The organism is Xanthomonas sp. LF07-6 (genome assembly GCF_034105445.1).
GTDB lineage: Bacteria > Pseudomonadota > Gammaproteobacteria > Xanthomonadales > Xanthomonadaceae > Xanthomonas_A > Xanthomonas_A sontii.
In genome coordinates, this window is record NZ_JAXGGI010000002.1 from 497,497 (window position 1) to 522,833 (window position 25,337).

The window sequence follows — 25,337 nt, forward strand, 5'->3', positions numbered from 1 at the left end:
GATGCAAAGCGCAATCCAGACCGATCTGGACATGGACCTGCCGCTGGCGGCGCACGACCTGCACCTGGCGTTCGGTGCCAGCGACGTGCTGCGGGGCGTGGGCCTGCAGATCGGGCGCGGCGAGGTGGTCGGGCTGATCGGCCGCAACGGCGCCGGCAAGAGCACCCTGCTCGCCTGCCTGCTCGGCCTGCTGCAGCCGCAGCGCGGCCAGGCGCGGGTATTCGGCGGTCCGGCGCTGCGCCTGGACGACGCGCGCAAGGCGCGCATCGGCTTCGTGCCCCAGCAGCCCCAGGCCTTCGGCTGGATGCGCGTGGCGGAACTGCTCGCCTTCGCCGCGCAGCTCTATCCGCACTGGGACCCGCAGCGCGCCGACACGCTGCTGCAGCGCTGGGAACTGGACCGCCGCCAGCGCATCGACACGCTTTCGCCCGGCCAGGCCCAGCGCCTGGCCCTGGTGCGGGCGCTGGCGGCGCGGCCGGCGCTACTGGTGCTGGACGAACCGGCCTCGGCGCTGGATCCGGTGGCGCGCCGCGACCTGATGCGCGAGATCGTCACCGAAACCTGCGATGCCGGCACCACCGTGCTGTTCTCCAGCCACATCGTCAGCGACCTGGAACGGGTGGCATCGCGCGTGGCTTTCCTGCACCAGGGCCGGCTGCTGCTCGACCAGCCGCTGGACGAACTCAAGGACAGCGTGTTGCGACTCACGCTGCCGCCGGCCGCCGCCGCGCTGCTCGGCGACGCCGTGCTGCGCGGCGAACTCGCACGGCGCCGCAGCGCCGACGGCGGCACCGCCGTACTGCTGCACGCCAGCGAACCGCCTTCCGCCCTGCTCGGCGTGCCCGGTCTGCGCATCGACCGGCTCGGCCTGGAGGACCTGTTCATCGAGGTGGCGGGATGAAGCGCCTGCTCGCCGATCTGCGCCTGCTGTACGCGGCATCGGGCAGGACCCGATGGGTCTACCCCTGTGTGATCGCCGCGGCATTGGCCCTGACGTGGGTCGACAATCCACCATCGCCGCTGGTGCTGACCTGCCCCATCGTGCTGCTGCTCTGGGCACGACTCGGCGCACGCTTGCTGAGCCTGCTCGAGCAGGCGCATCGTCTGCGCCTTCCGGGGCTGCGCAAGCGCTTCGCGCGCCTGTTCGCACTGGCGGTGGCCGGCACCGTGCTGTTGCCGGTCCTGCTTTACACGCCGCGCGGCAGCGATCCCAGTCTGACGGCACCGACACTGCTGCTGTGCGCGTCCGGCGGGCTGCTGCTGGCGACAGCGCCAGCGTGGTCCAGTACCGCACTGCTGTGTCTGCCGCCCCTCGGCTTCATGCTGCACTACTGGGTCGGCGTGCCATTGGACGCGTACCCGCGCAGCACCATGCTGGTCATCGCTGCGGCGTGTGTGGCGGGCGCGACGTGGGCGTACCGCCGCGCCAGCACGCCTCGGCCCGTCGCGCTCGCGCCGTGGCTGCGTCCGCTGTGGATGAACCTGCAGCCGCGCCTGCCCAGCGATGGCGCGATCAGGCAGGTGGTCGCATCGCAAACCGGGCGCCGTGGGTGGATGCAGGGCATCGCGCGCCCCAGCGTTCCCTCGGACCTGCACGGCGCACCGGAACGCGCCATGCGCTTCGCACTCGGTCCAGGTTTCGCTCCCGGCAGCGCGGCCGGCACCGCGCTGGCCGTCCTCGTCATGCCGTCGCTGGTGTTGCTGTGGACGCTGCTGCTGGTGGGCACGCAATCGCCGACGCTGCCGCTGATCCTGGCCAACGTCATGGCCAACCTGTCCAGCGCGAAGTTCCTGCAACGACTGTGGCTGTGGCGCAAGCACGGCAACCTCGGCCTGATGGAAAGCGCCCTGCTGCCCGGCCTGGGCGCACCCGGGCAGATCGGCACGCTGTTCAACCAGGTGGTGCTGAAATGCGCGATCGCGGCGATGCTGCCGTGGCTGGGCCTGTCCTGGCTGCTCGGGCTGCTCAGACACGCCCCGACCGCCTACTACCCACTGACGGTGTCGATCACCCTGACCGGGACCCTGCTTGCCAGCACCATCCTGCTGGCCTGCCTGCGCTGGCCGCGCAGCGTGTTGGCGCTGGTCGTGGCGCACTGCGCACTGACGCTGCTGGGCGCCATCAGCATCGGCCAGGTCGGCCTGCCCCGCGCGGTGGCGCCGCACTGGCTGGCGCCGGCCTGGAGCCTGCTGCTGCTCGGCATGGTCATCGTCTACAACCTGGTGGCACGCCAATCCAGCAAGCGCCCGCACCCCTGGCTGCTCAACTGAACGGCCGCCGCGGGAAGCCCGCTATAATCGCGGGCTTCCTCCGTTGCCGATGACGCCCTTCCGGGCGTGCCGCCCATGTCCGAAGTCGCCACCGAAGCTGCGCGCCGCCGCACCTTCGCCATCATTTCCCACCCCGACGCCGGCAAGACCACGCTGACCGAAAAGCTGCTGCTGTTCGGCGGGGCGATCCAGATGGCCGGCTCGGTGAAGGGCCGCAAGGCCGCGCGCCACGCCACCTCGGACTGGATGGCGCTGGAAAAGGAGCGCGGCATCTCGGTGACCTCGTCGGTGATGCAGTTCCCGTACGAAGGCAAGATCATCAACCTGCTCGACACCCCCGGCCACGCCGACTTCGGCGAGGACACCTACCGCGTGCTCACCGCGGTGGACTCGGCGCTGATGGTGATCGACGTGGCCAAGGGCGTGGAAGAGCGCACCATCAAGCTGATGGAGGTGTGCCGGCTGCGCGACACGCCGATCATGACCTTCATCAACAAGCTCGACCGCGAGGGCAAGGATCCGATCGACCTGCTCGACGAGGTCGAGACCGTGCTCGGCATCGAGTGCGCGCCGGTGACCTGGCCGATCGGCATGGGCCAGCGCCTGAAGGGCGTGGTGCACCTGGTGACCGGCGAAGTGCACCTGTACGAACCCGGCCGCAACTTCACCCGCCAGGATTCGACCATCTTCCCGTCGCTGGACGCGCCCGGCCTGGCCGAGAAGATCGGCGAACAGATGCTGGCTGACCTGCGCGAGGAACTGGAACTGGTGCAGGGCGCCAGCCACGCCTTCGACCTGGACGCCTACCGCGCCGGCAAGCAGACCCCGGTGTTCTTCGGCTCCGGCGTCAACAACTTCGGCGTGCAGCCGCTGCTGGACTTCTTCGCCGAGCACGCGCCGCCGCCGCAGCCGCGCGCCACCACCGGCCGCCAGGTGCAGGCCGGCGAGGACAAGCTGACCGGCTTCGTGTTCAAGATCCAGGCCAACATGGATCCGCAGCATCGCGACCGCGTCGCGTTCATGCGCATCTGTTCGGGCCGCTTCGCCGCCGGCATGAAGACCCTGCACGTGCGCGCCGGCAAGGAGGTCAAGCTGGCCAACGCGCTGACCTTCATGGCCAGCGACCGCGAGATCGCCGCCGAGGCCTATCCCGGCGACGTCATCGGCATCCACAACCACGGCACCATCTCCATCGGCGACACCTTCACCGAAGGCGAGTCGCTGTCGTTCACCGGCATTCCCAACTTCGCCCCGGAACTGTTCCGCCGCGCGCGCCTGCGCGACCCGCTCAAGCTCAAGCAGTTGCAGAAGGGCCTGGCGCAGCTGTCCGAGGAAGGCGCCACCCAGTTCTTCCGCCCGCTGATGAGCAACGACCTGATCCTCGGTGCGGTCGGCACGCTGCAGTTCGACGTGGTCGCCTACCGGCTCAAAGACGAGTACGGCGTGGACGCCAGCTTCGAACCGGTGGGCGTGGTCACCGCGCGCTGGGTGCACTGCGACAACCCCAAGAAGCTGGAAGAGTTCCGCGAGAAGAACGCGATGAACCTCGGCATCGACGCCGCCGGCGAACTGGTCTACCTGGCGCCGACCCGGGTCAACCTGCAACTGGCGCAGGAACGCGCGCCGGACGTGCGCTTCGCCGCCACGCGCGAACACGCGCACAGCGTGGCGGTGGAATGACCGCCATGTGACCGCGGGCGTGCGCCGGCTGAGCGCACGCCCAACCGGCGGCGCGGTGTTGCGCCGCAGCGGATGCGAACCGCTCGCAATTGCGGTACCGTGCGGGCCCATGGATGCAGACCGGTCGCCCGCCTACTCGAACGCCGACGCGCAGCCTTCCACGGACTGGCGCGACGAACTGGCCAGCGCCCTGACCCACGGCCTCGGCGCCATCGCCGCGCTGGCCGGCGGCTCGGTGCTGATCACCCTGGCCGCCATCTACGGCGACGGCTGGCAGCTCGCCACCGCTATCGTGTTCAGCGTCACCTTGCTGCTGCTGTATGTGGCCTCGACGCTGTACCACGCCATCCCGCATCCCGGCGCCAAGGCGCGCCTGCAGATCTTCGACCACTGCGCGATCTACCTGCTGATCGCCGGCACCTACACGCCGTTCACCTTGATCGGCCTGCGCGGCCCGTGGGGCTGGGGCCTGTTCGCAGCGATCTGGACCATCGCCGTGGCCGGGGTGATCTTCAAGCTGTTCTTCACTGGTCGCTTCCGCCTGCTGTCGACCATCCTCTACATCGCGATGGGCTGGCTGATCGTGGTGGCGATCGAACCGCTGCTACGCTCCGTCGACGCCTGGACCCTGGGCTGGCTGCTGGCCGGCGGTCTGTTCTACACCCTCGGCACGTATTTCTACCAGCGCGACACCGTGCGCTACTTCCACGCCATCTGGCATCTGTTCGTCCTCGCCGGCAGCGTCTGCCACTTCGTGGCGGTGACCGGCCAGGTGCTCTGAGACGGCCGATCGCTTTCGCACCCCGTGCACGGCGGCTGCCTAGGATGGCCGCATGGCTCGCGACCCCGCTTCCGCATCCCGCTCCTGGCCCTGGCGGCGCAACGACGGCCGCCTGCGGCGCTGGCCGTTCGTGCTCGGCGCGCTGGTGCTGCTCCTGCTGGTCATCATCCTGATCTTCGACTGGAACTGGTTCAAGGCGCCGGTCGAACGCGCGGTGCAGGCACGCACCGGCCGCGCCTTCCATATCGACGGCAACCTGGACGTGGACCTGGGCCGCATCGTCACCGTGCGCGGCGATCGCCTGCGCTTCGCCAACGCCGATTGGTCGAAGCAGCCGCAGATGGCCAGCGCCGACCGCGCCGAACTGGACATCGCGCTGTGGCCACTGCTGCGCGGCCGCCTGCGCATCCCCGAGATCCGCCTGACCAAGCCCGATCTGCTGCTGGAAACCGGACCGAACGGACAGCCCGGCAACTGGGTGCTCGGCCAGTCCGAGGGCGGCCATCCGGTCGTGCTCGGCGCCCTGCTGGTACAGCAGGGACATCTGCGCTTCCAGGATCCGGCCGGGCGCACCGAGATCGACATCGCCGTCGACAGCCAGGTCGGGCAGCGCCGCCGTGGCGATGCCGCCCCGCCGATCGCGGTCAGCGGCGACGGCCGCTGGCGCGGCAATCCCTTCACCCTGAAAGGCAGTACCGCCTCGCCGCTGGAACTGAGCGAGAGCGACCATCCGTTCCGCGTCGACCTGCGCGGCAGCGCCGGCAGCACCCGCGCGCACATGCGCGGCACCCTGACCAATCCGTTCCAGTTGCGCGTGTTCGACCTGCAACTGCAACTGGCCGGCACCGACATGGCCCACCTGTATCCGCTGCTGGGCATCGCCATCCCCTCCACCCCGCCCTACCAGTTGGACGGACGCCTGCAGCGCGACGGCGATCGCTGGCGCTACCAGGACTTCCGCGGCCGCGCCGGCGACAGCGACCTGGCCGGCACCGTGCAGATCGATACCGCTGGGCAACGCCCGTTCCTGCGCGCCGACCTGCGTTCGCAGCGGCTGGATTTCGACGACCTGGCCGGCTTCGTCGGCGCACCGCCGCGCACCGGCGCCGGCGAGACCGCCAATGCCGAGCAGAAGGCGCAGGCAGCCAAGCTCGCCGCCACCGACAAGGTGCTGCCGTCCACCCCATACGACCTCGGCAAGCTGCGCGCGATGGATGCCGACGTGCGCTGGAAGGCGCAGCGCATCAATGCACCGTCGCTGCCGCTGGACGACATGGACGCGCACCTGAAGCTCGACGACGGCGTGCTGCTCCTGCAACCGCTGAACTTCGGCGTGGCCGGCGGCGATCTGCGCTCGGACATCCGCATGGATGCGCGCAAGCCCACCCTGTTCACTCGCGCGCAGGTGTCGATCCGCGGCGTGCAACTGGGCAAGCTGTTCCCCGACGGCAAACTGGCCAAGGAAGCGGCGGGCGCGATCGGCGGCGAGATCGCGTTGGCTGGCAGCGGCAACTCGATCGCGCAGATGCTGGGCAGCGCCGACGGCAGCGTCGCCGTCGGCATGGGCAAGGGCCGCATCAGCAACCTGGTGATGGAGCTGGCCGGGCTGGATATCGCCGAATCGCTGAAGTACCTGGTGACCAAGGACCGCGAGATCCCGGTGCGCTGCGCGTTCGGCGACTTCGGCGTGCAGCACGGAGTGATGACCTCGCGCGGCCTGGCCTTCGACAGCACCGACACCCTGCTGGTCGGCAGCGGCACCATCGACCTGGGCCAGGAACGCCTGGACCTGCTGCTGAAGGCGCAACCCAAGGATCGCAGCATCCTCGCCCTGCGCTCGCCGCTGCGCGTCGGCGGCACCTTCAAGGACCCGAGCTTCCGCCCCGACTTCAAGGCCCTGGGCCTGCGCGGCGCGATCGCTGTCGCCCTGGGCAGCATCGCCCCGCCAGCGGCGCTGCTGGCCACCATCGAGACCGGGCCGGGCAAGGATATTCAGTGCGGCCGTTGAAGCCGGGAGTGGGGAATAGGGAATAGGGAATCGCGAGAGCAAAAGCGCGTTCCGCGTATCGATCTTGTCAGGCGACGATGCACGGATGGCTGCAGGGGATCGTTGCTTTTGACTTCCTATTCCCGATTCCCCACTCCCGATTCCCAGCCCCTCAGCTCCTGATGTACTCCTGCAACTGATCCAGCTCCTCGCGCTGCTCTTCGATCACCGCCTTGACCAGGTCGCCGATCGAGATCACGCCGATCACGGTGCCGGCGTCCACCACGGGCAGGTGGCGGATGCGTTGCCCGGTCATCAGTTCCATGCACTGCTGCACGCTCTGCGACGGGTCCACGGTGTGCACCCTGCTGCTCATGATGTCGCGCACCGGCGTGGTCGCCGAGGAGCGGTCCTGCAGGACCACCTTGCGTGCGTAATCGCGCTCGGACAGGATCCCGGACAACTGTCCGTCCTGCAGCACCAGCACCGCGCCGATGCCCTTGGCGGCCATCAGCCGCAGCGCCTCGATCACCGCCGTGTCCGGCGCGACCGCGTGGATCTCATTGCCCTTTTCGCTCAAGACCTGCCGTACCGTCCGCATCGCTGCCTCCCGGTTCGCTGGATCGCACGGCCGAGCATACTCCTTCGCCCGGTGCGCGCCAGGTCTCCACCAGGTACAGCGGTCGCTGTTTGGATTCCTCGTACAGCCGGCCCAGGTATTCGCCGATCAGGCCCAGCGCGATCAGTTGCACGCCGCCCAGGAACAGGATGACCGCCATCATCGTCGGCCAGCCGGCCACCGGGTCGCCCCACAGCGCCGCTTTGACCACCACCCAGATCGCGAACAGGAAGGCGCCCACCGCTGTCGCCAGGCCCAGGTAGGTGGCCACCCGCAACGGCGCGGTGGAGAAGCCGGTGATGCCGTCCAGGGCGAAGTTCCACAACCGCCACAGGCTGAACTTGCTGCGCCCAGCCAGCCGCGGCGCACGCCGGTACGGCACCGCCAGGCGGCGGAAACCGATCCAGCCGAACAATCCCTTCATGAAGCGGTGGCGCTCGCGCAATTGCCGCAGCGCGGCCAGCGCGCGTGGCGACAGCAGGCGAAAATCGCCGGTATCGGCGGGGATCGGCGTCTTCGACAGGCGCCCGATCACCCGGTAGAACAGCGCCGCGGTGCCGCGCTTGAGCCAGCCCTCGCCTTCGCGCACCAGGCGCGTACCGTAGATATCGTCGTAGCCGGCGCGCCAATGCGCGACGAACTGTCCGATCAGTTCCGGCGGATCCTGCCCATCGGCGTCCAGCAGCATCGCCGCGCCGCGATCGACGCAGTCCAGACCGGCGGTCAACGCCAGTTCCTTGCCGAAATTGCGCGACAGGCGCAGCGCGCCGACCCGCGGATCGGACGCGGCCAGCGTCTGGATCGTCTCCCAGGTCGCATCGCGGCTGCCGTCGTCGACGTACAGCACCCGCCCCTCCAATCCCGGCACGGCGTCGAGCGCAGCGACGATGCGCGGGTGCAACAGCGGCAGGGTCTGCGCCTCGTTGAACGCAGTGACGACGACGGTAAGACGTTCGGATTCCATCGGCGGATGGTACGGAGCGGCCTGCACGTTCACCAGCGGCGCGCGGCGCCCGACGAACTCCTCCCTTCTCCCACTGGGAGAAGGTGCCCCGCAGGGGCGGATGAGGGTACGGGTACCGCCGAGCCCAATTCGCGCGCGCCGCCGTACCCTCACCCCAACCCCTCTCCCGGTGGGAGAGGGGCTTCAAGCCTATGGTGCCTGCAGGTAGGCGGGCCCGCCGAGTTGCCGGGTCTGGCGCTGGATCCAGTTGGCGCGTGCCTGCACGTACGGGCCGGGACGCGCGGCGTTGTAGCGCTGCGGCGCCGGCAGCACCGCCGCCAGCAGCGCGCTCTGCGCCGGCGTCAGCTGCGCCGCGTCCTTGTTCCAGAAGCTGCGCGCCGCCGCCTGTGCGCCATACACGCCGTCGCCGAACTCGGCGACGTTGGCGTACACCTCCAGAATGCGCTGCTTCGACCACAGCGCCTCGATCAGCACCGTGTACCAGGCCTCCAGGCCCTTGCGCAACCAACTGCGGCCTTGCCACAGGAACAGGTTCTTGGCGACCTGCTGGCTGATGGTGCTGGCGCCGCGCAGACGGCCGCCGCGCGCGTTGTGGTCGCGCGCCTTCTCGATCGCATCCAGATCGAAACCGTGATGGCTTGGGAAGCGCTGGTCCTCCGCGGCGACCAGGGAGATCGGCAGGCTCGGCGCGATCTGCGCGGTATCGCGCCAGTCGTACGCGATGCGGTACGACCAGTCGCCACTGGCCCAGGCACCAAGCTGGCGCTCCAGCATCATCGCCGAGAACGGCGGGTCGACGAAGCGCAGCAGCAACACCTGCGACACGCTCGCCAGCACGAACAGCAACGGCGCCAGCAGCAGCCAGCGCCGCCAGCGCCTGGCCCGTGGACGCGCCGGAAGGGCGCCACTTGCATCGCGGCGCCCCGCCCCCATTCCTATGCTTTCTTCGATCTGGTCCACCGTGACGATCCACTCTCGTGCGGTCGCCATCTTCCCATGCGCAGCGAGGCCGCAATGCATTCTTCCGACGATCGTCTGACCCGCTTCCTGCTCCCCGGCGCCGGCGTGCGCGGCGTGCACGTGCGCCTGCACGACACCTGGCGCGAGATCCTGGCGCCGGCCAGCTATCCCGCCGCGGCCACCGAACTGCTGGGCGAGGCCTGCGTCGCCGCGGCCCTGTTCACCGGCCATACCAAGGTCGACGGGCGCCTGTCGGTGCAGTTGCGCAGCCAGGGCGCGCTGCGCACCCTGTTCGCCGAGTGCACCGCCGCCGGCACGCTGCGCGGCATCGTCCAGTTGGGCGAAGGCCAGGACGCGCCGCGCGACCTGCGCGTGCTCGGCGACGATGCCCTGCTGGCGATCACCATCGAGAACCCCGGCCTGGACCCCCGCGAACCGCAGCGCTACCAGAGTCTGGTGGCAATGTCCTCGGCCGAGCTGGACGAAGCCTTCGAGGACTACTTCCGCCAGTCCGAGCAGTTGCCGACGCGGCTGATCCTGGCCGCCGACGGTACGCACGCCGCCGGCCTGCTGCTGCAGAAGCTGCCGGGCGACGCCGGCGACGAGGACGGCTGGAACCGCGCCGGCGCGCTGTTCGAGACCGTCGGCGAGGCCGAACTGCTGGCCACGCCGGCCGAAACCCTGCTGCACCGGCTGTTCCACGAGGAGACCCCGGAACTGCTGGGCGACCGCCCGCTGCGCTTCGGTTGCTCGTGCTCGCGCGAGCGGGTCGCGGCGATGCTGCGCTCGCTCGGCGAGGAGGAAGCGCGGGCGGCGGCCGAGGCGACCGGCCAAGTTGAGATCCGCTGCGAGTTCTGCGGCCGCCACTATGACTTCCCCTTGACGGAATTCGGAGTATTGTTTGCCGTAACGCAGGCTGAACCGACGTCCTCGGAGCGCTTGCACTAGCTGAAACGCGCGTCGCGACCGGGGAGTCCGACTTGTTAAAGAAACATAAACCCTCTAGCATCGACCACCCTGTCCGGCGGGAACTTTCATGCCCGCCCCAAGTCTCAGATTGCTGATGCGACCCTTCCTGCGCCTACCGCTCGCCCTGCTGATCGCCCTCGCGGCGAGCACGGGTGCGCACGCGCAGAGCAAGCCCGCCACTGGTCACGACCGCACCGTGTTGCCGGTCTGGAACAAGGGCAGCGGCAAGGTCGAGGCGCTGCTGTACCTGGAGCCCACCGGCGAACAGGCGGTCGGCGCGCGCTGGCATTTCGGCCGCAACTCCCTGGATGCCGCGTTCGGCCTGTCCTCCGGCGACTCGCTGGGCCTGCTGTGCAACAGCGCCAGCGGCGGCAGCATCAGCGGCTTGGCCAGCCATTGCATGCTGGCCAGCCTGGGCGACGACGACGGCACCACCGGCCACCATGTCGCCGCCACCACCACCTTCAACCGCCCCGGCGGGCGCCTGTCGCTGTCGGCGGGCACCGGCCGCGAGAACCTCCCCGCCTGGCTGGCCGGCGCCAACAAGACGCCGTCGATGCGGATGGAGCAGAACGACCTGACCGTCTTCGCGCAGCAGAACATCGGCCGCGAGGGCTTCGTCTCGATCGGCGGCACTTACGCCAAGGCCCGCCTGGTGCCGATCGCCGACGCCACCCCGGCCATGCTCGACCGCTGGGACAGCAAGAGCCTCAGCATCGGCGGCGGCTACGGCTCGTTCAGCGCCAACGTGATCGGCCGTGTCGTCGACGCCCCCGGCCAACCCGGCAAGTGGACCGGCCTGGGCGTGGGCCTGACCTGGCGTACCCCGTGGAGCGGCCAGCTGACCGTGGGGGCCGAGAACGTCATCACCCGCGGCAAGAACCCGTTCTCGCCGAACAACATCAGCACCGAAGAGGGGACCATCCCCTACGTGCGCTACGAGCAGGATCTGTAGCGACCACTTGCGGCAAGCGCCGCCTCATCACACCGCATTTTGTGATGGATACGTGATTTTTACTCCAATTCACGTCAAAACACCGCTTTGTTAACGGGACTTTAATTCTTCCTCCGACCGGGATAACATCCAGGCACCCTGAAGGGATTTGGAATCGCATTTTCGATTCCGCCCACAGGCAAACCTTGGGCTTTACCCAATCTTTCGGAGAGAGAGCTAATGAATTGCAAGACCAACACCCTGCGTGATGCAGTGGTGCTCGCGCTTGTCGTGGGCGCCGGTGGCACCGCGGGCGCAGCCGTCGCTCAGGACGCGAGCGGCAGCGGCGCCACCAACCTGGATCGCATCGAAGTCACCGGTTCGCGCATCCGCCAGGTCGACACCGAGACCGCGCAGCCGGTCCTGCTGATTAGCCGCGACCAGATCGAGAAGCAGGGCTTCAAGTCGGTCGCCGACATCCTGCAGAACATCCCCACCGCCGGCTCCCCGGCCGTCAGCCGCACTTCTCCGCTGTCCTCCGGCGAAGCCGTCGGCGGCTACTACATCGATCTGCGCAACCTGGGCGCATCGCGCACGCTGGTGCTGGTCGACGGCAAGCGCCTCGGCAGCACCAACGGCGGCCTGCAGGACGTGTCCTCGATCCCCGCAGTGGCGGTCGAGCGCATCGAAGTGCTGAAGGACGGCGCCTCGAGCATCTACGGTTCCGACGCCATCGCCGGCGTGATCAACATCATCACCCGCAAGAACTTCGACGGCGCCGAAGCCAACGCCTACGTCGGCCAGTGGGGCCAGGGCGACGGCCAGCGTCAGGTCTACGACTTCATGATCGGCAGCACCGGCGAGCGCGGCTCGCTGACCGCCGGCGTCGAGTACACCAAGGAAGATCCGGTGTGGGCGCGCGACCGCTGGTTCAGCCGCACCCGCTTCCCGACCGGCGAAGATTCCGAGTCGCGGCCGGGCGGCCTGTCCGGCACCAGCCAGTACGGCCGTTTCGCCTACCGCAACGGCGCGGGCCAGACCGTCACCCGTACCCTGCGTCGCGATGTCCCGGGCCTGGATCCGGCGAACATCAACAGCTACCGCGCGCTGGACAGTTCCGACGTGTCCAACCCGGCGCTGGCCTCGACCGTGTACAGCGGCATCGAGCGCAAGTCCGCGTTCCTGAACGGCACCTTCAACTTCACCGACAACATCCGCTTCGACACCAGCGTCCTGTACACCGATCGCGAGTCGTTCGCGCAGAACTCCGGCTATCCGTTCAACAGCGCCAACTTCGTGCTGTCGCAGAACGGCCTGTCGGCCGACAGCGTGTTCAATCCGGTCGGCAACAAGGCCACCGGCGGCCTGCCTCCGGGCACCGCGCCGCAGGCGGTGCAGTACGTGCGTCGCGGCTGGGAAGTGCCGCGCGAAGTGCGCAACAACCTCACCACCTACCGCTTCACCGGCGCCTTCAGCGGCAGCTTCGAGCTGGGCGAAGGCAAGTTCTGGGATTGGGACGCGGGCTATCTGTACAACCAGAACAAGGGTGTGCAGGTCAGCACCGGCAACCTGAACACCTACGCCGTCGGCCTGGCCACCGGCCCGTCCTTCATCAACGGCAGCGGCGTGGCGCAGTGCGGCTCGGCCGCCAATCCGATCGCGCTGGGCACTTCGGGCGGCAACTGCACCCCGTGGAATCCCCTGCTGCCGGAAGGCTACAAGGGCGCCAATGGCCTGAGCGATCCGAACGTGCGCGCGTTCCTGTACCAGGACGGCCAGGCGATCTCGAAGACCGAGACCAAGAACTTCTTCGCCAACATCTCCGGCAGCATCGTGACCCTGCCGGCAGGCGACTTGGGCGTGGCGGTCGGCGTCGAGCACCGCCAGGAAAGCGGCAGCTTCTCTCCGGATGCGATGGCGCAAACCGGCATCTCCACCGACCTGGCTGCCGGCCCGACCCGCGGCAAGTACAGCCTGGACGAAGTCTATGCCGAGTTCCAGGTGCCGCTGCTGGCCAACGTGGCCTTCGCCAAGGAACTGAGTCTGTCGCTGGCCAGCCGCTACTCCGACTACGACAACTTCGGCGACACCGTGAACAGCAAGTTCGGCTTCAAGTGGAAGCCGATCGATTCGCTGCTGGTCCGCGGCACCTGGGCACAGGGCTTCCGCGCGCCGACCATCGCCGACCTGTACGGCGGCCTGTCGCAGAGCTTCGAGTACTACACCGATCCGTGCGATACCAAGTTCGGCACGGCGGCGGGCAATGCGCGCTGCGCGGCAGTGGTGCCGGCGGGCTTCCGCCAGCTCAATGCCTCGGGCACCGCGCCGGCCAACGGCCCGGGCGAGCAGAGCAACGTCCCGTTCGCCTCCGGCTCGACTCCGACCCTGACCCCGGAAACCTCCACCTCCAAGACCCTGGGTCTGGTGTGGAGCCCGGAGTTCGTCACCGGCCTGAACGCGTCGCTGGACTGGTGGAAGGTGCGCATCGAGAACACCATCGTCTCCGATGACCCGACCACGCTGCTGGAAGACTGCTACCTGCGCGGCATCGCCTCGCGTTGCACCGGCTTCACCCGCAACGCCGCCGGCAACATCACCGCGCTGGCCTTCGGTCTGCGCAACGCCGGTTACCAGGAAACGGAAGGCTACGACCTCGACGTCACCTACCGCTTCGAGACCGCGTACGGCAACTTCACCGCGGCGTGGCTGAGCAGCTACGTGGCCAAGAACGAGCTGAAGCAGGACAACTCGGATACTCCGCCGAGCCAGCAGAACGGCTACCAGAACAAGAACGGCAGCTACTTCCGTCTGCGCTCGAACCTGAGCCTGACCTGGCAGATGAACGACTGGGCGGTCACCTGGAGCACCCGCTACTACTCCAGCACCAAGGAGCAGTGCTACTTCGACGACCGTTGCAGCGAGCCGAACTTCACCGCTCCGGAGTACGCGGGCGCGACCTACCCGGTCAACCGCATCGGCGCCAACGTCTTCCACGACGTGCAGGTGAGCTACAACACCCCGTGGAATGCGACCATCGCCGTCGGCGCGAACAACGTGTTCGAGCACTACGCCGCTCCGTCGTACTCGCAGCCGGCCTCCGGCTACTCGTACTACGGCGGCTACGACATCGGCCGTTTCATCTACATGAAGTACCAGCAGCGCTTCTGATCGCCTGGCGATCGGTAAACGTGTCACCACAACGGCTCCGCAAGGAGCCGTTGTTTTTTGCGAGTTGCGTAACGGGAAGCGGCAGCGCACGCGCTTGGCGCACGCATGAATCTGTGGAGATGCTGCAGCGCCCGCCGCAACATGGGCAGCACCCCGCAAACGGCAGCGACATTCGCACACGGCAATGGCATGCGCGGAACTTCAATGCGCCGCGCGCCTGACTGGAACAAGCGCGGTGCGCGTTGCGCACATATGACGATGCATGCACAACGTCCCTGTATCGTTGGACGATCCCAGGGCCCAAGCGTTTTCGGAGTCCTATAGCGCACTGATCCATCGCGCCAGCCGACTGGTGCGATGCGTCGGTACGACGAACTGGATCAGCCGGGAATCAAGGTCACGATGACGTGTTCGACGTAGGCTTCGAAGTCCTCGCGCGCCTGCTTGGGCTGGTGCAATTGCAGCGACAGCTGCAGGAAGCCGACGTAGGCGGCATAGGCCAGGCGTGCGCGATGTTGCGCATCGGTCCGGCTGAGCCCGGCCTGGCGGAACGAGGCGATCAGATACTCCATGCGCCGCTGCGAGACCCGGTCGATCACCGGCCGCACAGCGGGATGATCGAGCGCCTTCAGCAACTCGCTGTAGATGATGTGCGGCTTGACCTCGTGCGCGACCAGTTGGAACAGCGCGCGCAGCCGCGTGCGCGGATCCGGCACCTCTTCCAGGCTGCCGAACACCTGCTGCTGCTCGACCAGTTCCCAGCGCTCCAGCGCGGCCTGCAGCAGCGCATCGCGCGAGGGGAAATGCCAGTAGAAGCTGCCCTTGGTGACGCCCAGGCGCCGCGCCAGCGGCTCCACCGCCACCGCGCTGACGCCCTGTTCGGCGATCAGGTCCAGGGCGGCCTGCGCCCAGTCTTCGGCACTGAGCCGGTTGTTGCGGCCACCGCCGGAAGCGGCGCCGTCGTCGGAGGAAGGAGCGGGCGCGGTATTCATCCGTGGATTTAACCATACGGGGACGTCGGTTGCAGTATGTGGCCTTCACAAGGGCGGCGCAAATGCCCGGCAGCATTGGCTTTTCGCACCCATACTGCATCGTATTGACATGCCGCGCAGAGCAACCATACTATCTCGTATGGTTTCCGCTTCCGCCACCGTCCCGCATGCCGCCTCGGCTACCCTCTCGGGTGCCGGCGAGCTGGCGCTGGCCGCGACCGTCACCGGTCCCGGCGAGGCCGGATCGGTGCTGTTCGCGCATGGCTTCGGCCAGACCCGGCATGCCTGGTCGGCGACCGCAGCGGCGCTGCAGGCGCATGGGTACCGTAGCGTCGCCTACGACGCGCGCGGCCATGGCGACTCCGCACGCAACCCGGCGGACCTGCCCTATCGCGGCGAGCAGTTCACCGACGACCTGATCGTGATCGCCGGCGAGATGTCGCCGCCACCGGTGCTGGTCGCCGCCTCGATGGGCGGGCTGTTCGGGCTGATCGCCGAATCGCGCTGGCCGGGCCTGTTCCGCGCGATGGTGCTGGTGGACATCACCCCGCGCTGGCAGCCGGCCGGGGTCGAGCGCATCCTCGCTTTCATGACCGCGCATCCGCAGGGCTTCGCCAGCCTGGACGAGGCCGGCGACGCGATCGCCGCCTACCTGCCGCAGCGCGCGCGCAAGTCGCCCGAAGCGCTGCGCAGCGTCCTGCGGCAACACGCCGACGGCCGCTGGTACTGGCACTGGGACCCGCGCCTGGTCGAAGAGCTGGCGCGCGACAGCGACCAGCACCAGGGCGCGATCGCGCAGGCCGCCGCACACGTGCAGTGCCCGCTGCTGCTGATCAGCGGCGGCCGCAGCGACCTGGTCACGCCGCAGACCATCGAAGAGTTCCTGTCGCTGGTGCCGCATGCGCAGCATGCGCATCTGCCCGAGGCCACGCATATGCTGGCCGGCGACGACAACGCCGCATTTACCGCCACTGTGTTGCACTACCTGGACGCCCTGCCACCGGCCTGCGCCGGCGCACCGTCCGCCGTCACCGAGTACCTCCCCGGAGCACGCCCATGAGCATCATTGCCCCCTTCCTCGTGTTGTTGCTGGCCGGCGCGTTCGCCGCCTATCACCGCATGCGGCTCGCCGTCTGGGCCGCGTTGAGCGCCACGCTGCTGGTCGCGTGCTGGCTGCTCGGCGCCAACCACGTCGCCACCATCGTCGCGGCCGTCGTGCTGGCGGTGGTTGCGATGCCGCTGCTGTTGCCGTTCGTGCGCAAGCCGCTGCTCACCGCGCCAATGCTGAAGGTGTTCCGCAAGGTGCTGCCGCCGCTGTCGCAGACCGAGCGCATCGCTCTGGAAACCGGCTCGGTCGGCTTCGAAGGCGAGCTGTTCACCGGCGACCCGGACTGGCAGAAGCTGCTGAACTATCCCAAGCCGCAGCTGACCGCCGAAGAGCAGGCCTTCCTCGATGGCCCGGTGGAAGAACTGTGCCGGATGACCAACGACTGGGAAATCACCCACGTCCACGCCGACCTGCCGCCGGAGATCTGGAGCTTCATCAAGAAGAACAAGTTCTTCGGCATGATCATCCCGAAGGAATACGGCGGCCTGGGCTTCTCCGCGCTGGCCCACCACAAGGTGATCCAGAAGATCGCCTCGGTCTCCAGCGTGGTCAGTTCCACCGTCGGCGTGCCCAACTCGCTGGGCCCGGGCGAACTGCTGCTGCATTACGGCTCCAAGGAGCAGAAGGACTACTACCTGCCGCGTCTGGCGGTGGGCCAGGAAGTGCCCTGCTTCGGCCTGACCGGTCCGTTCGCCGGCTCCGATGCCACCTCGATCCCCGACTACGGCATCGTCTGCAAGGGCGAGTGGAACGGCGCCAACGTGCTCGGCGTCAAGCTGACCTTCGACAAGCGCTACATCACCCTGGCCCCGGTGGCGACCCTGGTCGGCCTGGCGTTCCGCATGTACGACCCGGAAGGCCTGATCGGCGACACCAAGGACATCGGCATCACCCTGGCGCTGCTGCCGCGCGAGACCCCGGGGGTCGAGATCGGCCGCCGCCACTTCCCTCTGAACTCGCCGTTCCAGAACGGCCCGATCCATGGCCGCGAAGTGTTCATCCCGCTGAGCCAGTTGATCGGCGGCGTGGAAATGGTCGGCAAGGGTTGGAACATGCTCAACGAGTGCCTGGCCGTCGGCCGCTCGATCACCCTGCCCTCCACCGCCAGCGGCGGCGCCAAGTTCGGCGCGGTCGTCACCGGCGCGTATGCGCGCATCCGCAAGCAGTTCGGCCTGTCGGTCGGCCGCTTCGAAGGCGTGGAAGAGGCGCTGGCGCGGATCGGCGGCAAGGCCTATGCGATCAGCGCGCTGTCGCAGGCCACCGCCGCGGCGGTGGACCGCGGCGACGTGCCGTCGGTGCCGTCGGCGATCGCCAAGTACCACTGCACCACGATGAGCCGCGAGGTCATCAGCGACGTGATGGACGTGGTCGGCGGCAAGGGCATCATCCTCGGCCCGCGCAACTTCGCCGGCCGCAGCTGGCAGGCCGCGCCGATCGCGATCACCGTGGAAGGCGCCAACATCATGACCCGCAGCCTGCTGATCTTCGGCCAGGGCGCGATCCTGTGCCATCCGTGGGTGATGAAGGAGATGAAGGCCGCCGGCAATCCGGATCACAAGGCCGGCGTCGACGAGTTCGACCGCAACCTGTTCGGCCACATCGGCTTCGCCATCTCCAACGCGGTGCGTTCGCTGTGGTTCGGCCTGACCGCCGCACGCATCGGCGCCGCGCCGGGCGATGCCTACACCCGCCGCTACTTCCGCAAGCTGGACCGCTACTCGGCGAACCTGGCGCTGATGGCCGACGTGTCGATGCTGATGCTCGGCGGCAAGCTGAAGTTCAAGGAGTCGCTGTCCGGACGCCTGGGCGACGTGCTGAGCCACATCTACATGACCAGCGCCATGCTCAAGCGCTACCACGACGACGGCGCGCCGGCCACCGACCAGCCGCTGCTGGCCTGGGCCTTCCACGACAGCGTGCACAAGATCGAGCTGGCGCTGTCGGCGGCGCTGCGCAACTTCCCGATCCGTCCGGTCGGCTGGCTGATGTGGGCGCTGATCTTCCCGTGGGGCCGCCGCGCCGAAGCGCCGGGCGACCGCCTGGGCCACCGCGTCGCCGCGCTGCTGATGACGCCGAACGAAGCCCGCGATCGCCTGGGCCAGGGCGTGTTCCTGACCCCGTGCGAGAACAACCCCGGCGGCCGCATCGCCAGCTACCTGACCAAGGCGGTGCTGGCCGAGCCGGTGGAGCGCAAGTTCCTGAAGGCGCTCAAGAGCAAGGGCATCGAATCGCTGGACTTCGTCTCGCAGTTGGACGAGGCGGTGCGCCAAGGCGTGCTGTCGGCCGACGAGCGCCGTCAGCTGGAGGAGCTGCGCGAGATCACCATGGACACGATCAGCGTCGACGACTTCGACACCGACGAACTGCGCTCGGCGAGCTACTACCAGCGTGCCGCGGCGGCGGCCGACGACGGGCAATCGCGCGAAGCGGCCTGATCGTCCTGGCCATGCGACACCCACGACGGCGGACTTCGGTCCGCCGTCGTGCGTTCGGGGGAACTGCAATGAGCCGACTGCTCTCGCTCTACCGCCGCATGCAAGGCTGGCCCGGGGGATCCTGGCTGTTCTCGCGTGCGGTGTGCTTCAAGGCGCCCTACTTCGCCAGCATCGCCCCGCGCATCACCGTCCTGGAGCCGGGCCGCTGCGAGGCGCGCATCGCGCACCGGCGGCGGGTCAGCAACCACATCGGCACGGTACACGCGATCGCGCTGTGCAACCTGGCGGAACTGGCCGGTGGAGTGATGGTCGACGCCAGCCTGCCGCCGTCGATGCGCTGGATCCCCAAGGGCATGCAGGTGGAATACCGCAGCAAGGCGCTCGGCCCGATGCAGGCGGTGGCCACGCCGGACGTGGCGATCGTCGCCGCCGAGCGCGGTTACGACCTGCCGGTCAGCGTGGAGATCCGCGATACGCACGAGCACGTGGTGTGCTTCGCGCGCATCGCCATGTGGGTGTCGCCACGCGTGCCGGCCACGGCCTCGCCCTGATCGCAGCGTCGCGTGTGCGGTGTGCGGTGTGCGATACGCGGCTCAGTACGCCAGCAGCACGGCCGCGATCGCCAGCGCTGCCGGCAGCGCCTGCACGAACACGATGCGGCGGCTGACGCTCCAGCCGCCGTACAGGCCGGCCACGACCACGCAGCCGAGGAAGAACAGCATCACGTCGACCCGCTGCGCGACCAGGCCCCAGGCCAGGCCGGCGGCGAGGAAGCCGTTGTAGAGCCCCTGATTGGCCGCCAGCACGCGCGTGGCCTGCGCCTTCTCCGGCGAATTGCGGAACACCTTCATGCCCAGCGGACGCGTCCACAGGACCATCTCCAGCACCAGGATGTACACGTGCAGCAGCGCGACCGCGCCGACCAGGATCGAAGCCAACAGGATCATCGTGCTATCCGGCACAGGAGACAGGGCGCCAGCATAGCCAGCGGCCCGATGGGCGGCCAGCCCCCCGCCACGCGGCGCCGGCTCAGCGCGTTGGCGGCGCGCGTTCCGGCGGCAGCTTGGCCGCCTCGCGCAGCAGCCGCCACGCGCCCAGGGTCATGCCGGAGGCGGCCAGCAGGCCCGCGGCGAACACCACCTGCGAGCCGAACCCCGACAGCAGCTTGTACAACCACGCGAAGCTGAGGTCGCTGCCCCGGTAGATCACCGTATCGATCGCCGCGCCGGCCTTGTAGCGCCATTCGCGGCCGACCCGGGTGTACAGGGTCTCGCGGGCCGGCTTGGCCAGGGAGAACTCGCCGGCGCGGGTCACCACCTGCACCACCGCCACGAGCATCGGCAGCGGCGACACCGCCAGCACGGAATAGCCGAGCAGGATCGCGCAGCCGGGGATCAGCAGCGCCGGCCCGATGCCGAAGCGCGACAGCAGCGCGCGCGTGACCAGCAACTGCAGCACCAGGGTCACCGCGTTCACCGCCAGGTCGATGTTCGCGTAGAAGGCGGTACTGGCCGCCGCATCGGTATACAGGCGGCGCACGATCGCCGCCTGTTCGTTGTACAGCAGGGTGCCCACGCCCACGCCGAACACCGACATCAGCGCCAGCCAGCGCAGCAGCGGCTCGCGCGCGATCAGCTTCAGCCCGGCCAGCACGTCGCCGCCCATCGGCGCCTCGCCGCCGACCACGCCGCGCTCGCGTTCGCGGGCGACCGCCCACAGCCGCAGGCGCAGCAGGCACACCACGCTGACCACCAGGAAGCCGGCCGACACCAGCATCAGGTTGGCGATGCCGATGCGTTCGACCAGGCTGCTGGCGATCACCGGCCCCAGGAACGCGCCGAGCGTGCCGGCGGCGCCGATGTAGCCGTAGCAGGCGCGCGCTTCGGTGTTGCTGAAGACATCGGCCATGAAGCTCCAGAACACCGCCACCGCGAACAGGTTGAACACCGAAATCCACAGGAAGAAGGCCATGCCGCGCCCGGGCACGCCGCTGTCGAACAGCACGTAGAACAGCAGCAGCGTGGCGATGAAGAAGCCGTACACCACCGGCAGGAACACCCGCCGCGGATAGCGGCTGACCAGCGCCCCGTAGATCGGCTGCAGCAACAACATGATCAGGAAGGTGCAGGTGAACAGCACCTGCAGCGCGAATTCCTTCAGCGGCATGCCGTGCGCGGCGAAGAACGCGATCATCGCCGGCGGGAACACCGCGGCCACGTCGGCGGAGGCGCCCATCGCCTCGCGCACCGGCCGCAACACGTAGTAGCCGCTGAGCAGCGAGAAGAAGTACAGGAATGCCCACGCCAGCGGCGGCGAATCGCGCAGGGCACCGCGCAGCCGCGCCAGCGCACCGGGGGCATGCGGGGTGGCGCTCATTGGCGACGGACCCTGGCGCAGGAACGGGACATGGCGATTTTCGGGGGGCGGAAAACGCGCACGGTAGCTGATGCACCGCAACACCGCCAGCGCGTGCGCGATCCACCGCCCGCGCCGTACGCGCATCGCGCGCGGCGAACGGCCGCGCCGAGCATATGCTCTATCCTCGGCGACTAGCGTCGGCGCCAGGAACTCAGGGGACACCGCGGGTGTACGACTACATCATCATCGGCGCAGGCTCGGCCGGCTGCGTGCTCGCCAACCGCCTGAGCGAGGACCGCGACTGCAAGGTGCTGCTGATCGAGGCCGGGCCGCGCGACCGCAATCCCTTCATCCACATGCCCGCGGGCCTGGCGCGCCTGGCCAGCAACCGCCGCATCAACTGGAACTACCTGACCGAGGCCGAGCCGGCCTTGAACGACCGCCGCCTGTGGTGGCCGCGCGGCAAGGTGCTGGGCGGCTCCAGCTCGATCAACGCGATGTGCTACGTGCGCGGCGTGCCCGCCGACTACGACGACTGGGCGGCCGACGGCGCCGACGGCTGGGACTGGCGCGGCGTGCTGCCCTACTTCCGCCGCAGCGAATGCAACAGCCGCGGTGGCGATGCGCTGCACGGCGGCGACGGCCCGCTGCACGTCTCCGACCTGCGCTACCACAACCCACTCTCGGACGTGTTCATCGCGGCCGCGCAGGAAGCGGGCTTCCCGCACAATCCCGATTTCAACGGCCCGCAGCAGCAAGGCGTGGGCCTGTACCAGGTCACCCAGAAGGACGGCGCACGCTGCTCGGCCGCGGTCGCCTACCTAGCGCCGGCGCACGCGCGGGACAACCTGCAGGTGGTCACCGACGCGCTGGTGCTGCGCCTGCTGATCGAAAGTGGACGCGTGGTCGGCGTCGCCTATGCGCAGGACGGCCGCGAGGTGCAGGCGCGCGCCGCGCGCGAAACGCTGCTCAGCGCCGGCGCGGTGAACTCGCCGCAGCTGCTGATGCTCTCGGGCATCGGCCCGGCCGATGCGCTGCGCCGCCACGGCATCGCGGTGCAGCTGGACCAGCCGCAGGTCGGCGCCAACCTGCAGGATCACCTGGACGTGTGCACGCTGTACCGCACCCGCCCGGGGATCAGCTACGACCGTCGCAACCAGGCCAAGATCGCCTTCGACTATTTCCTGCGTGGGCACCGCGGCGCCGGCAGCAGCAACATCGCCGAGGCCGGCGGCTTCATCCGCTCGCCATTGGCGCCGGACGCGCGCGCCGACATCCAGTTGCACTTCGTGCCGGCCATGCTCGACGACCACGGCCGCAACCGCCTGCCCGGCGACGGCTTCACCCTGCACGCCTGCCACCTGCAGCCGCGCAGCCGCGGCCGCATCGCGCTCAACGACGCCGACCCGCGCACGCCGGCGCGGATCCAGGCCAACTACCTGAGCGATCCCGACGGCTTCGACCTGCGCATGCTGGTGGAATGCGCGCGCCTGGCGCGGCACATCCTGCAGCAGCCGGCGTTCGATGCATGGCGCGGCGCGCCGCTGCTGCCGGCACGCGAGGACCTGGACGAGGCCGGGCTGATCGCCTTCATCCGCGCCAAGGCCGAAACCATCTATCACCCGATCGGCACCTGCCGGATGGGCAGCGATGCGCAGGCGGTGGTCGACCCGCAGCTGCGCCTGCGCGGTCTCGACGGCCTGCGCGTGGTCGACGCCTCGGTGATGCCGCGCCTGGTCAGCGGCAACACCAACGGCCCGACGATGATGATCGCCGAGCGTGCTGCGGATCTGATCCGTGGGCGGGCTGTGCTGCGGGAGGGGTGAGGCGGCGGCTGCGGGGGGATGCACGATGCTGCGGGAGGGGGCGAGCGCACGAGTATCGAGGCGGTAGATCCGCTGCTGCGTGACCTACCCTCACCCCAACCCCTCTCCCGGGGGGAGAGGGGCTAGGCAAGCCGTGCGCGGCACGGCGATTGCATGTCCGTGGGTATCCGCCGCAGTCCCCGCCACCGCTCCGCCGGCAGGCCTGCACACCCCCGTCCGAGGCGGGAAATCCCCAGCAGGATCAAGGCGATGCCTATTCATCTTCTCCCAGTTTGTGCATTCGAGAAATCCGGCGCTAGAATCGTGGCCGGCAGCACCTCACAGGCCTCAGGCGCAATGACACAGAACAGCAGGCACCGGCTCCTTCGACCGGTGGCAACCGGGTTGCTGGGGGCATTGCTGCCCTTTGCGATGTCCTCCACCGCACAGACGCCGGCGCCCGCACAACCGCTGCCGCCGCCGCTGCACACCGAAGCCACGCACTACACCTCGCCGACCCAGCCGCTGCCCTACCGCGCTTCGCTCACCCAGAGCCAGGTGCTGCCGCTGGCCAAGGACTTCGACGTCGCCGCGCTGGAGTCGGTGGCCGAACAGTTGACCTATGGCGAGCGCGTGCCCGGCCTGGCGATGGCCATCGTGCACAACGGCCAGGTGCTCAGCGCGCGCGGCTACGGCGTCACCGACGTCAACCGCCCCGAGCAGGTCGATGCGCACACCGTGTTCCGCCTGGCCTCGCTGTCCAAGGCGTTCGCCGGCACCATGGCCGGCTTGCTGGTCAACGACGGCACCCTGCGCTGGGACAGCAAGGTCGTCGACTACGTGCCCGGCTTCCAGCTCAGCGACCCGGTCGCCACGCGCCAGTTGAACGTCGCCGACCTGCTCAGCCACCGCGTCGGCCTCACCTACAACGCCTACGACCGCGACGTCGAATCCAACATCGACTACTACACGCTCAGCCACAAGCTGGCCTATGCGCCGCTGAAGTGCGCGCCGGGCGAGTGCTACGCCTACCAGAACGTCGCCTTCAGCCTGATCGGCGACGTGGTGTTCGCCGCGTCCGGCAGCTTCTACGAGCAGTCGGTGGAGCGCCGCATCTTCAAGCCGCTGGGCATGAACGACGCCAGCATGGGCCTGGCCGGCATCCAGGCCAGCCCGCGCTGGGCGCGCCCGCATGTGCGCAGCCGCAACGGCTGGGTGTCGCTGACGCCCAAGCCGACCTACTACCGCCTGGCGCCGGCCGCCGGCGTCAACGCCAGCATCAGCGACATGGCGCAGTGGCTGATCGCACAGACCGGGCATCGTCCCGACGTGCTGCCGGAGCCGCTGCTGGCGACCCTGCACGCGCCGCTGATCCTCACCCCGGGCGAGATGCGCTCGGGCTGGCGCCGCGCGCGGGTCAACTCGGCCAGCTACGCGCTGGGTTGGCGCGTGTTCGACTACTCCGGCCACCAGGTGATCTTCCATGCCGGCGCGGTGCAGGGCTACCGCGGCCTGATCGCGCTGGTGCCGGAACGCGACCTCGGCGTGGCCATCCTGTGGAACGGCGAAAGCGGCCTGCCCTCGGGCCTGCTGCCGACCGTGCTCGACCGCGCCATCGGCCTGCCGGCGCAGCGCTGGCTGGACGTGGACACCGACTTCGGCAGCGACAACCTGATGGCCGAGCGTCCGGACCCGAAGGACAAGAAGGGCGCGTCCTCGTCCAAGTCGGTGGCCTCGCCGCACTGAGCGCGGCCTCCGGCAGCATCCTCGCAGAAGGCGGCGCAAGCCGCCTTTCTGCTGTCTGCAGCGCTGACCTGCGCCGCGTGTGCCCCTTCCCGGCTGGGACGCGGTGCCATTCCCGCAGCAACGACACGGCGCGGTCTCCGCCGCACTGACCGCGCGCTCGCGCAGCATCCTCGCGAACGGGCGCGCGAACCGCCTTTCTGCTGTCTGCAGCGCTGACCTGCGCTGCGTGCGCCCTTCTTCCAGGCGCGGGGACGCAGTCCTGTCCCGGCTGCGGCGATGCGCCGGAACGAGCGGGCCATAAAAGTGTGGCCGCAACGCCGACGTCATGCCTGGACGAACGATCGGCGACTGCGTCCCCCAGCGGCAGCAGGCGCTCGGAGCGCCCGCGTACGGCCGCGGTGAGGGTGGTGGCGCACCGCCGCTTCCAAGATCGCGCACAGGGCACACGCCGCGCCCTCTCGGCATTGATCGCGATCCGGCATCTGGTGTCGCTGCGCCCCGCATCGCCGCAGGCTGCCGTTGGCGTGCTGGCAACCCGGTGCACCATCGCCGACGTGCGC

19 protein-coding genes are annotated in these 25,337 nt (G+C 69.0%); 13 read left to right on the top strand and 6 right to left on the bottom strand.

Going from position 1 to position 25,337, the window contains the following annotated elements:
• Position 1 precedes the first annotated feature (1 nt).
• The 5 genes from SLW56_RS06735 (at position 2) to SLW56_RS06755 (ending at position 6,740) form a co-directional block, all read left to right on the top strand.
• On the top strand, positions 2-901 hold the full coding sequence (locus SLW56_RS06735; protein ID WP_267098230.1) for an ABC transporter ATP-binding protein: 900 nt from the start codon (positions 2-4) through the stop codon (positions 899-901).
• A complete protein-coding gene (locus SLW56_RS06740; RefSeq protein WP_267083630.1) occupies positions 898-2,271 on the top strand; it encodes a hypothetical protein in 1,374 nt (457 codons plus the stop codon). The genes SLW56_RS06735 and SLW56_RS06740 overlap by 4 nt, the downstream gene beginning before the upstream one ends.
• 75 nt (positions 2,272-2,346) lie before the next feature.
• On the top strand, positions 2,347-3,951 hold the full coding sequence (locus tag SLW56_RS06745; RefSeq protein WP_295910404.1) for a peptide chain release factor 3: 1,605 nt from the start codon (positions 2,347-2,349) through the stop codon (positions 3,949-3,951).
• Between the two features lie 109 nt (positions 3,952-4,060).
• On the top strand, positions 4,061-4,732 hold the full coding sequence (locus SLW56_RS06750) for a hemolysin III family protein (protein WP_017912941.1): 672 nt from the start codon (positions 4,061-4,063) through the stop codon (positions 4,730-4,732).
• 52 nt (positions 4,733-4,784) lie between these two features.
• Complete coding sequence (locus SLW56_RS06755) at positions 4,785-6,740, top strand: AsmA family protein (RefSeq protein ID WP_320694541.1); 1,956 nt, start codon at positions 4,785-4,787, stop codon at positions 6,738-6,740.
• 151 nt (positions 6,741-6,891) lie between these two features.
• Here SLW56_RS06755 and SLW56_RS06760 read toward each other — a convergent pair whose 3' ends face one another.
• The 3 genes from SLW56_RS06760 to mtgA form a co-directional block, all read right to left on the bottom strand.
• A complete protein-coding gene (locus tag SLW56_RS06760; RefSeq protein WP_043090869.1) occupies positions 6,892-7,320 on the bottom strand; it encodes a CBS domain-containing protein in 429 nt (142 codons plus the stop codon).
• Positions 7,280-8,302 (bottom strand): glycosyltransferase family 2 protein, encoded by a 1,023-nt coding sequence (locus tag SLW56_RS06765; protein ID WP_148827664.1) that lies wholly within the window; start codon positions 8,300-8,302, stop codon positions 7,280-7,282. Before SLW56_RS06765 ends, SLW56_RS06760 begins: the two co-directional genes overlap by 41 nt.
• 189 nt (positions 8,303-8,491) lie before the next feature.
• Positions 8,492-9,235 (bottom strand): monofunctional biosynthetic peptidoglycan transglycosylase, encoded by a 744-nt coding sequence (gene mtgA / locus SLW56_RS06770; RefSeq protein ID WP_320694590.1) that lies wholly within the window; start codon positions 9,233-9,235, stop codon positions 8,492-8,494.
• 81 nt (positions 9,236-9,316) lie between these two features.
• Here mtgA and SLW56_RS06775 point away from each other — a divergent pair, with 81 nt between their 5' ends.
• From SLW56_RS06775 to SLW56_RS06785, 3 genes are all read left to right on the top strand, one after another.
• Positions 9,317-10,210 (top strand): Hsp33 family molecular chaperone HslO, encoded by an 894-nt coding sequence (locus SLW56_RS06775; RefSeq protein ID WP_026143742.1) that lies wholly within the window; start codon positions 9,317-9,319, stop codon positions 10,208-10,210.
• Positions 10,211-10,325: 115 nt separating this feature from the next.
• Positions 10,326-11,186, top strand: coding sequence for a hypothetical protein (locus tag SLW56_RS06780; protein ID WP_148827644.1), 861 nt, complete (start codon positions 10,326-10,328; stop codon positions 11,184-11,186).
• Positions 11,187-11,405: 219 nt separating this feature from the next.
• A complete protein-coding gene (locus SLW56_RS06785; RefSeq protein ID WP_267092591.1) occupies positions 11,406-14,333 on the top strand; it encodes a TonB-dependent receptor in 2,928 nt (975 codons plus the stop codon).
• Between the two features lie 380 nt (positions 14,334-14,713).
• On the opposite strand, the gene SLW56_RS06790 is transcribed toward SLW56_RS06785, so the two are convergent.
• Positions 14,714-15,325: a TetR/AcrR family transcriptional regulator gene (locus tag SLW56_RS06790; RefSeq protein ID WP_017910473.1), complete on the bottom strand. Its 612-nt coding sequence runs from the start codon at positions 15,323-15,325 to the stop codon at positions 14,714-14,716.
• Positions 15,326-15,464: 139 nt separating this feature from the next.
• Between SLW56_RS06790 and SLW56_RS06795 the strand changes: the two genes are divergently transcribed.
• The 3 genes from SLW56_RS06795 (at position 15,465) to SLW56_RS06805 (ending at position 19,419) form a co-directional block, all read left to right on the top strand.
• Positions 15,465-16,385, top strand: a complete 921-nt coding sequence (locus SLW56_RS06795; protein WP_267092592.1) for an alpha/beta hydrolase — start codon at positions 15,465-15,467, stop codon at positions 16,383-16,385.
• Entirely contained in the window at positions 16,382-18,868 is a 2,487-nt protein-coding gene (locus SLW56_RS06800) for an acyl-CoA dehydrogenase (RefSeq protein ID WP_320694542.1), read from the top strand. The genes SLW56_RS06795 and SLW56_RS06800 overlap by 4 nt, the downstream gene beginning before the upstream one ends.
• A 68-nt stretch (positions 18,869-18,936) precedes the next feature.
• Positions 18,937-19,419 carry a hotdog fold domain-containing protein gene (locus tag SLW56_RS06805; protein ID WP_267083636.1) on the top strand — a complete coding sequence of 161 codons (483 nt, stop codon included), beginning with the start codon at positions 18,937-18,939 and terminating at the stop codon, positions 19,417-19,419.
• 42 nt (positions 19,420-19,461) lie between these two features.
• Here the strand turns inward: SLW56_RS06805 and SLW56_RS06810 are convergent, their stop codons facing one another.
• Both SLW56_RS06810 and SLW56_RS06815 read right to left on the bottom strand, forming a co-directional pair.
• Entirely contained in the window at positions 19,462-19,815 is a 354-nt protein-coding gene (locus SLW56_RS06810; protein ID WP_043095030.1) for a DUF1304 domain-containing protein, read from the bottom strand.
• 82 nt (positions 19,816-19,897) lie between these two features.
• Positions 19,898-21,244: an MFS transporter gene (locus SLW56_RS06815; RefSeq protein WP_267083637.1), complete on the bottom strand. Its 1,347-nt coding sequence runs from the start codon at positions 21,242-21,244 to the stop codon at positions 19,898-19,900.
• A 209-nt stretch (positions 21,245-21,453) separates the two neighbouring features.
• On the opposite strand from SLW56_RS06815, the gene SLW56_RS06820 reads away from it, so the two are divergent.
• Together SLW56_RS06820 and SLW56_RS06825 are read left to right on the top strand one after the other, a co-directional pair.
• Positions 21,454-23,052: a choline dehydrogenase gene (locus tag SLW56_RS06820; protein WP_267083638.1), complete on the top strand. Its 1,599-nt coding sequence runs from the start codon at positions 21,454-21,456 to the stop codon at positions 23,050-23,052.
• A 336-nt stretch (positions 23,053-23,388) separates the two neighbouring features.
• Positions 23,389-24,777 (top strand): serine hydrolase domain-containing protein, encoded by a 1,389-nt coding sequence (locus tag SLW56_RS06825; protein WP_267083639.1) that lies wholly within the window; start codon positions 23,389-23,391, stop codon positions 24,775-24,777.
• Positions 24,778-25,337 lie beyond the last annotated feature (560 nt).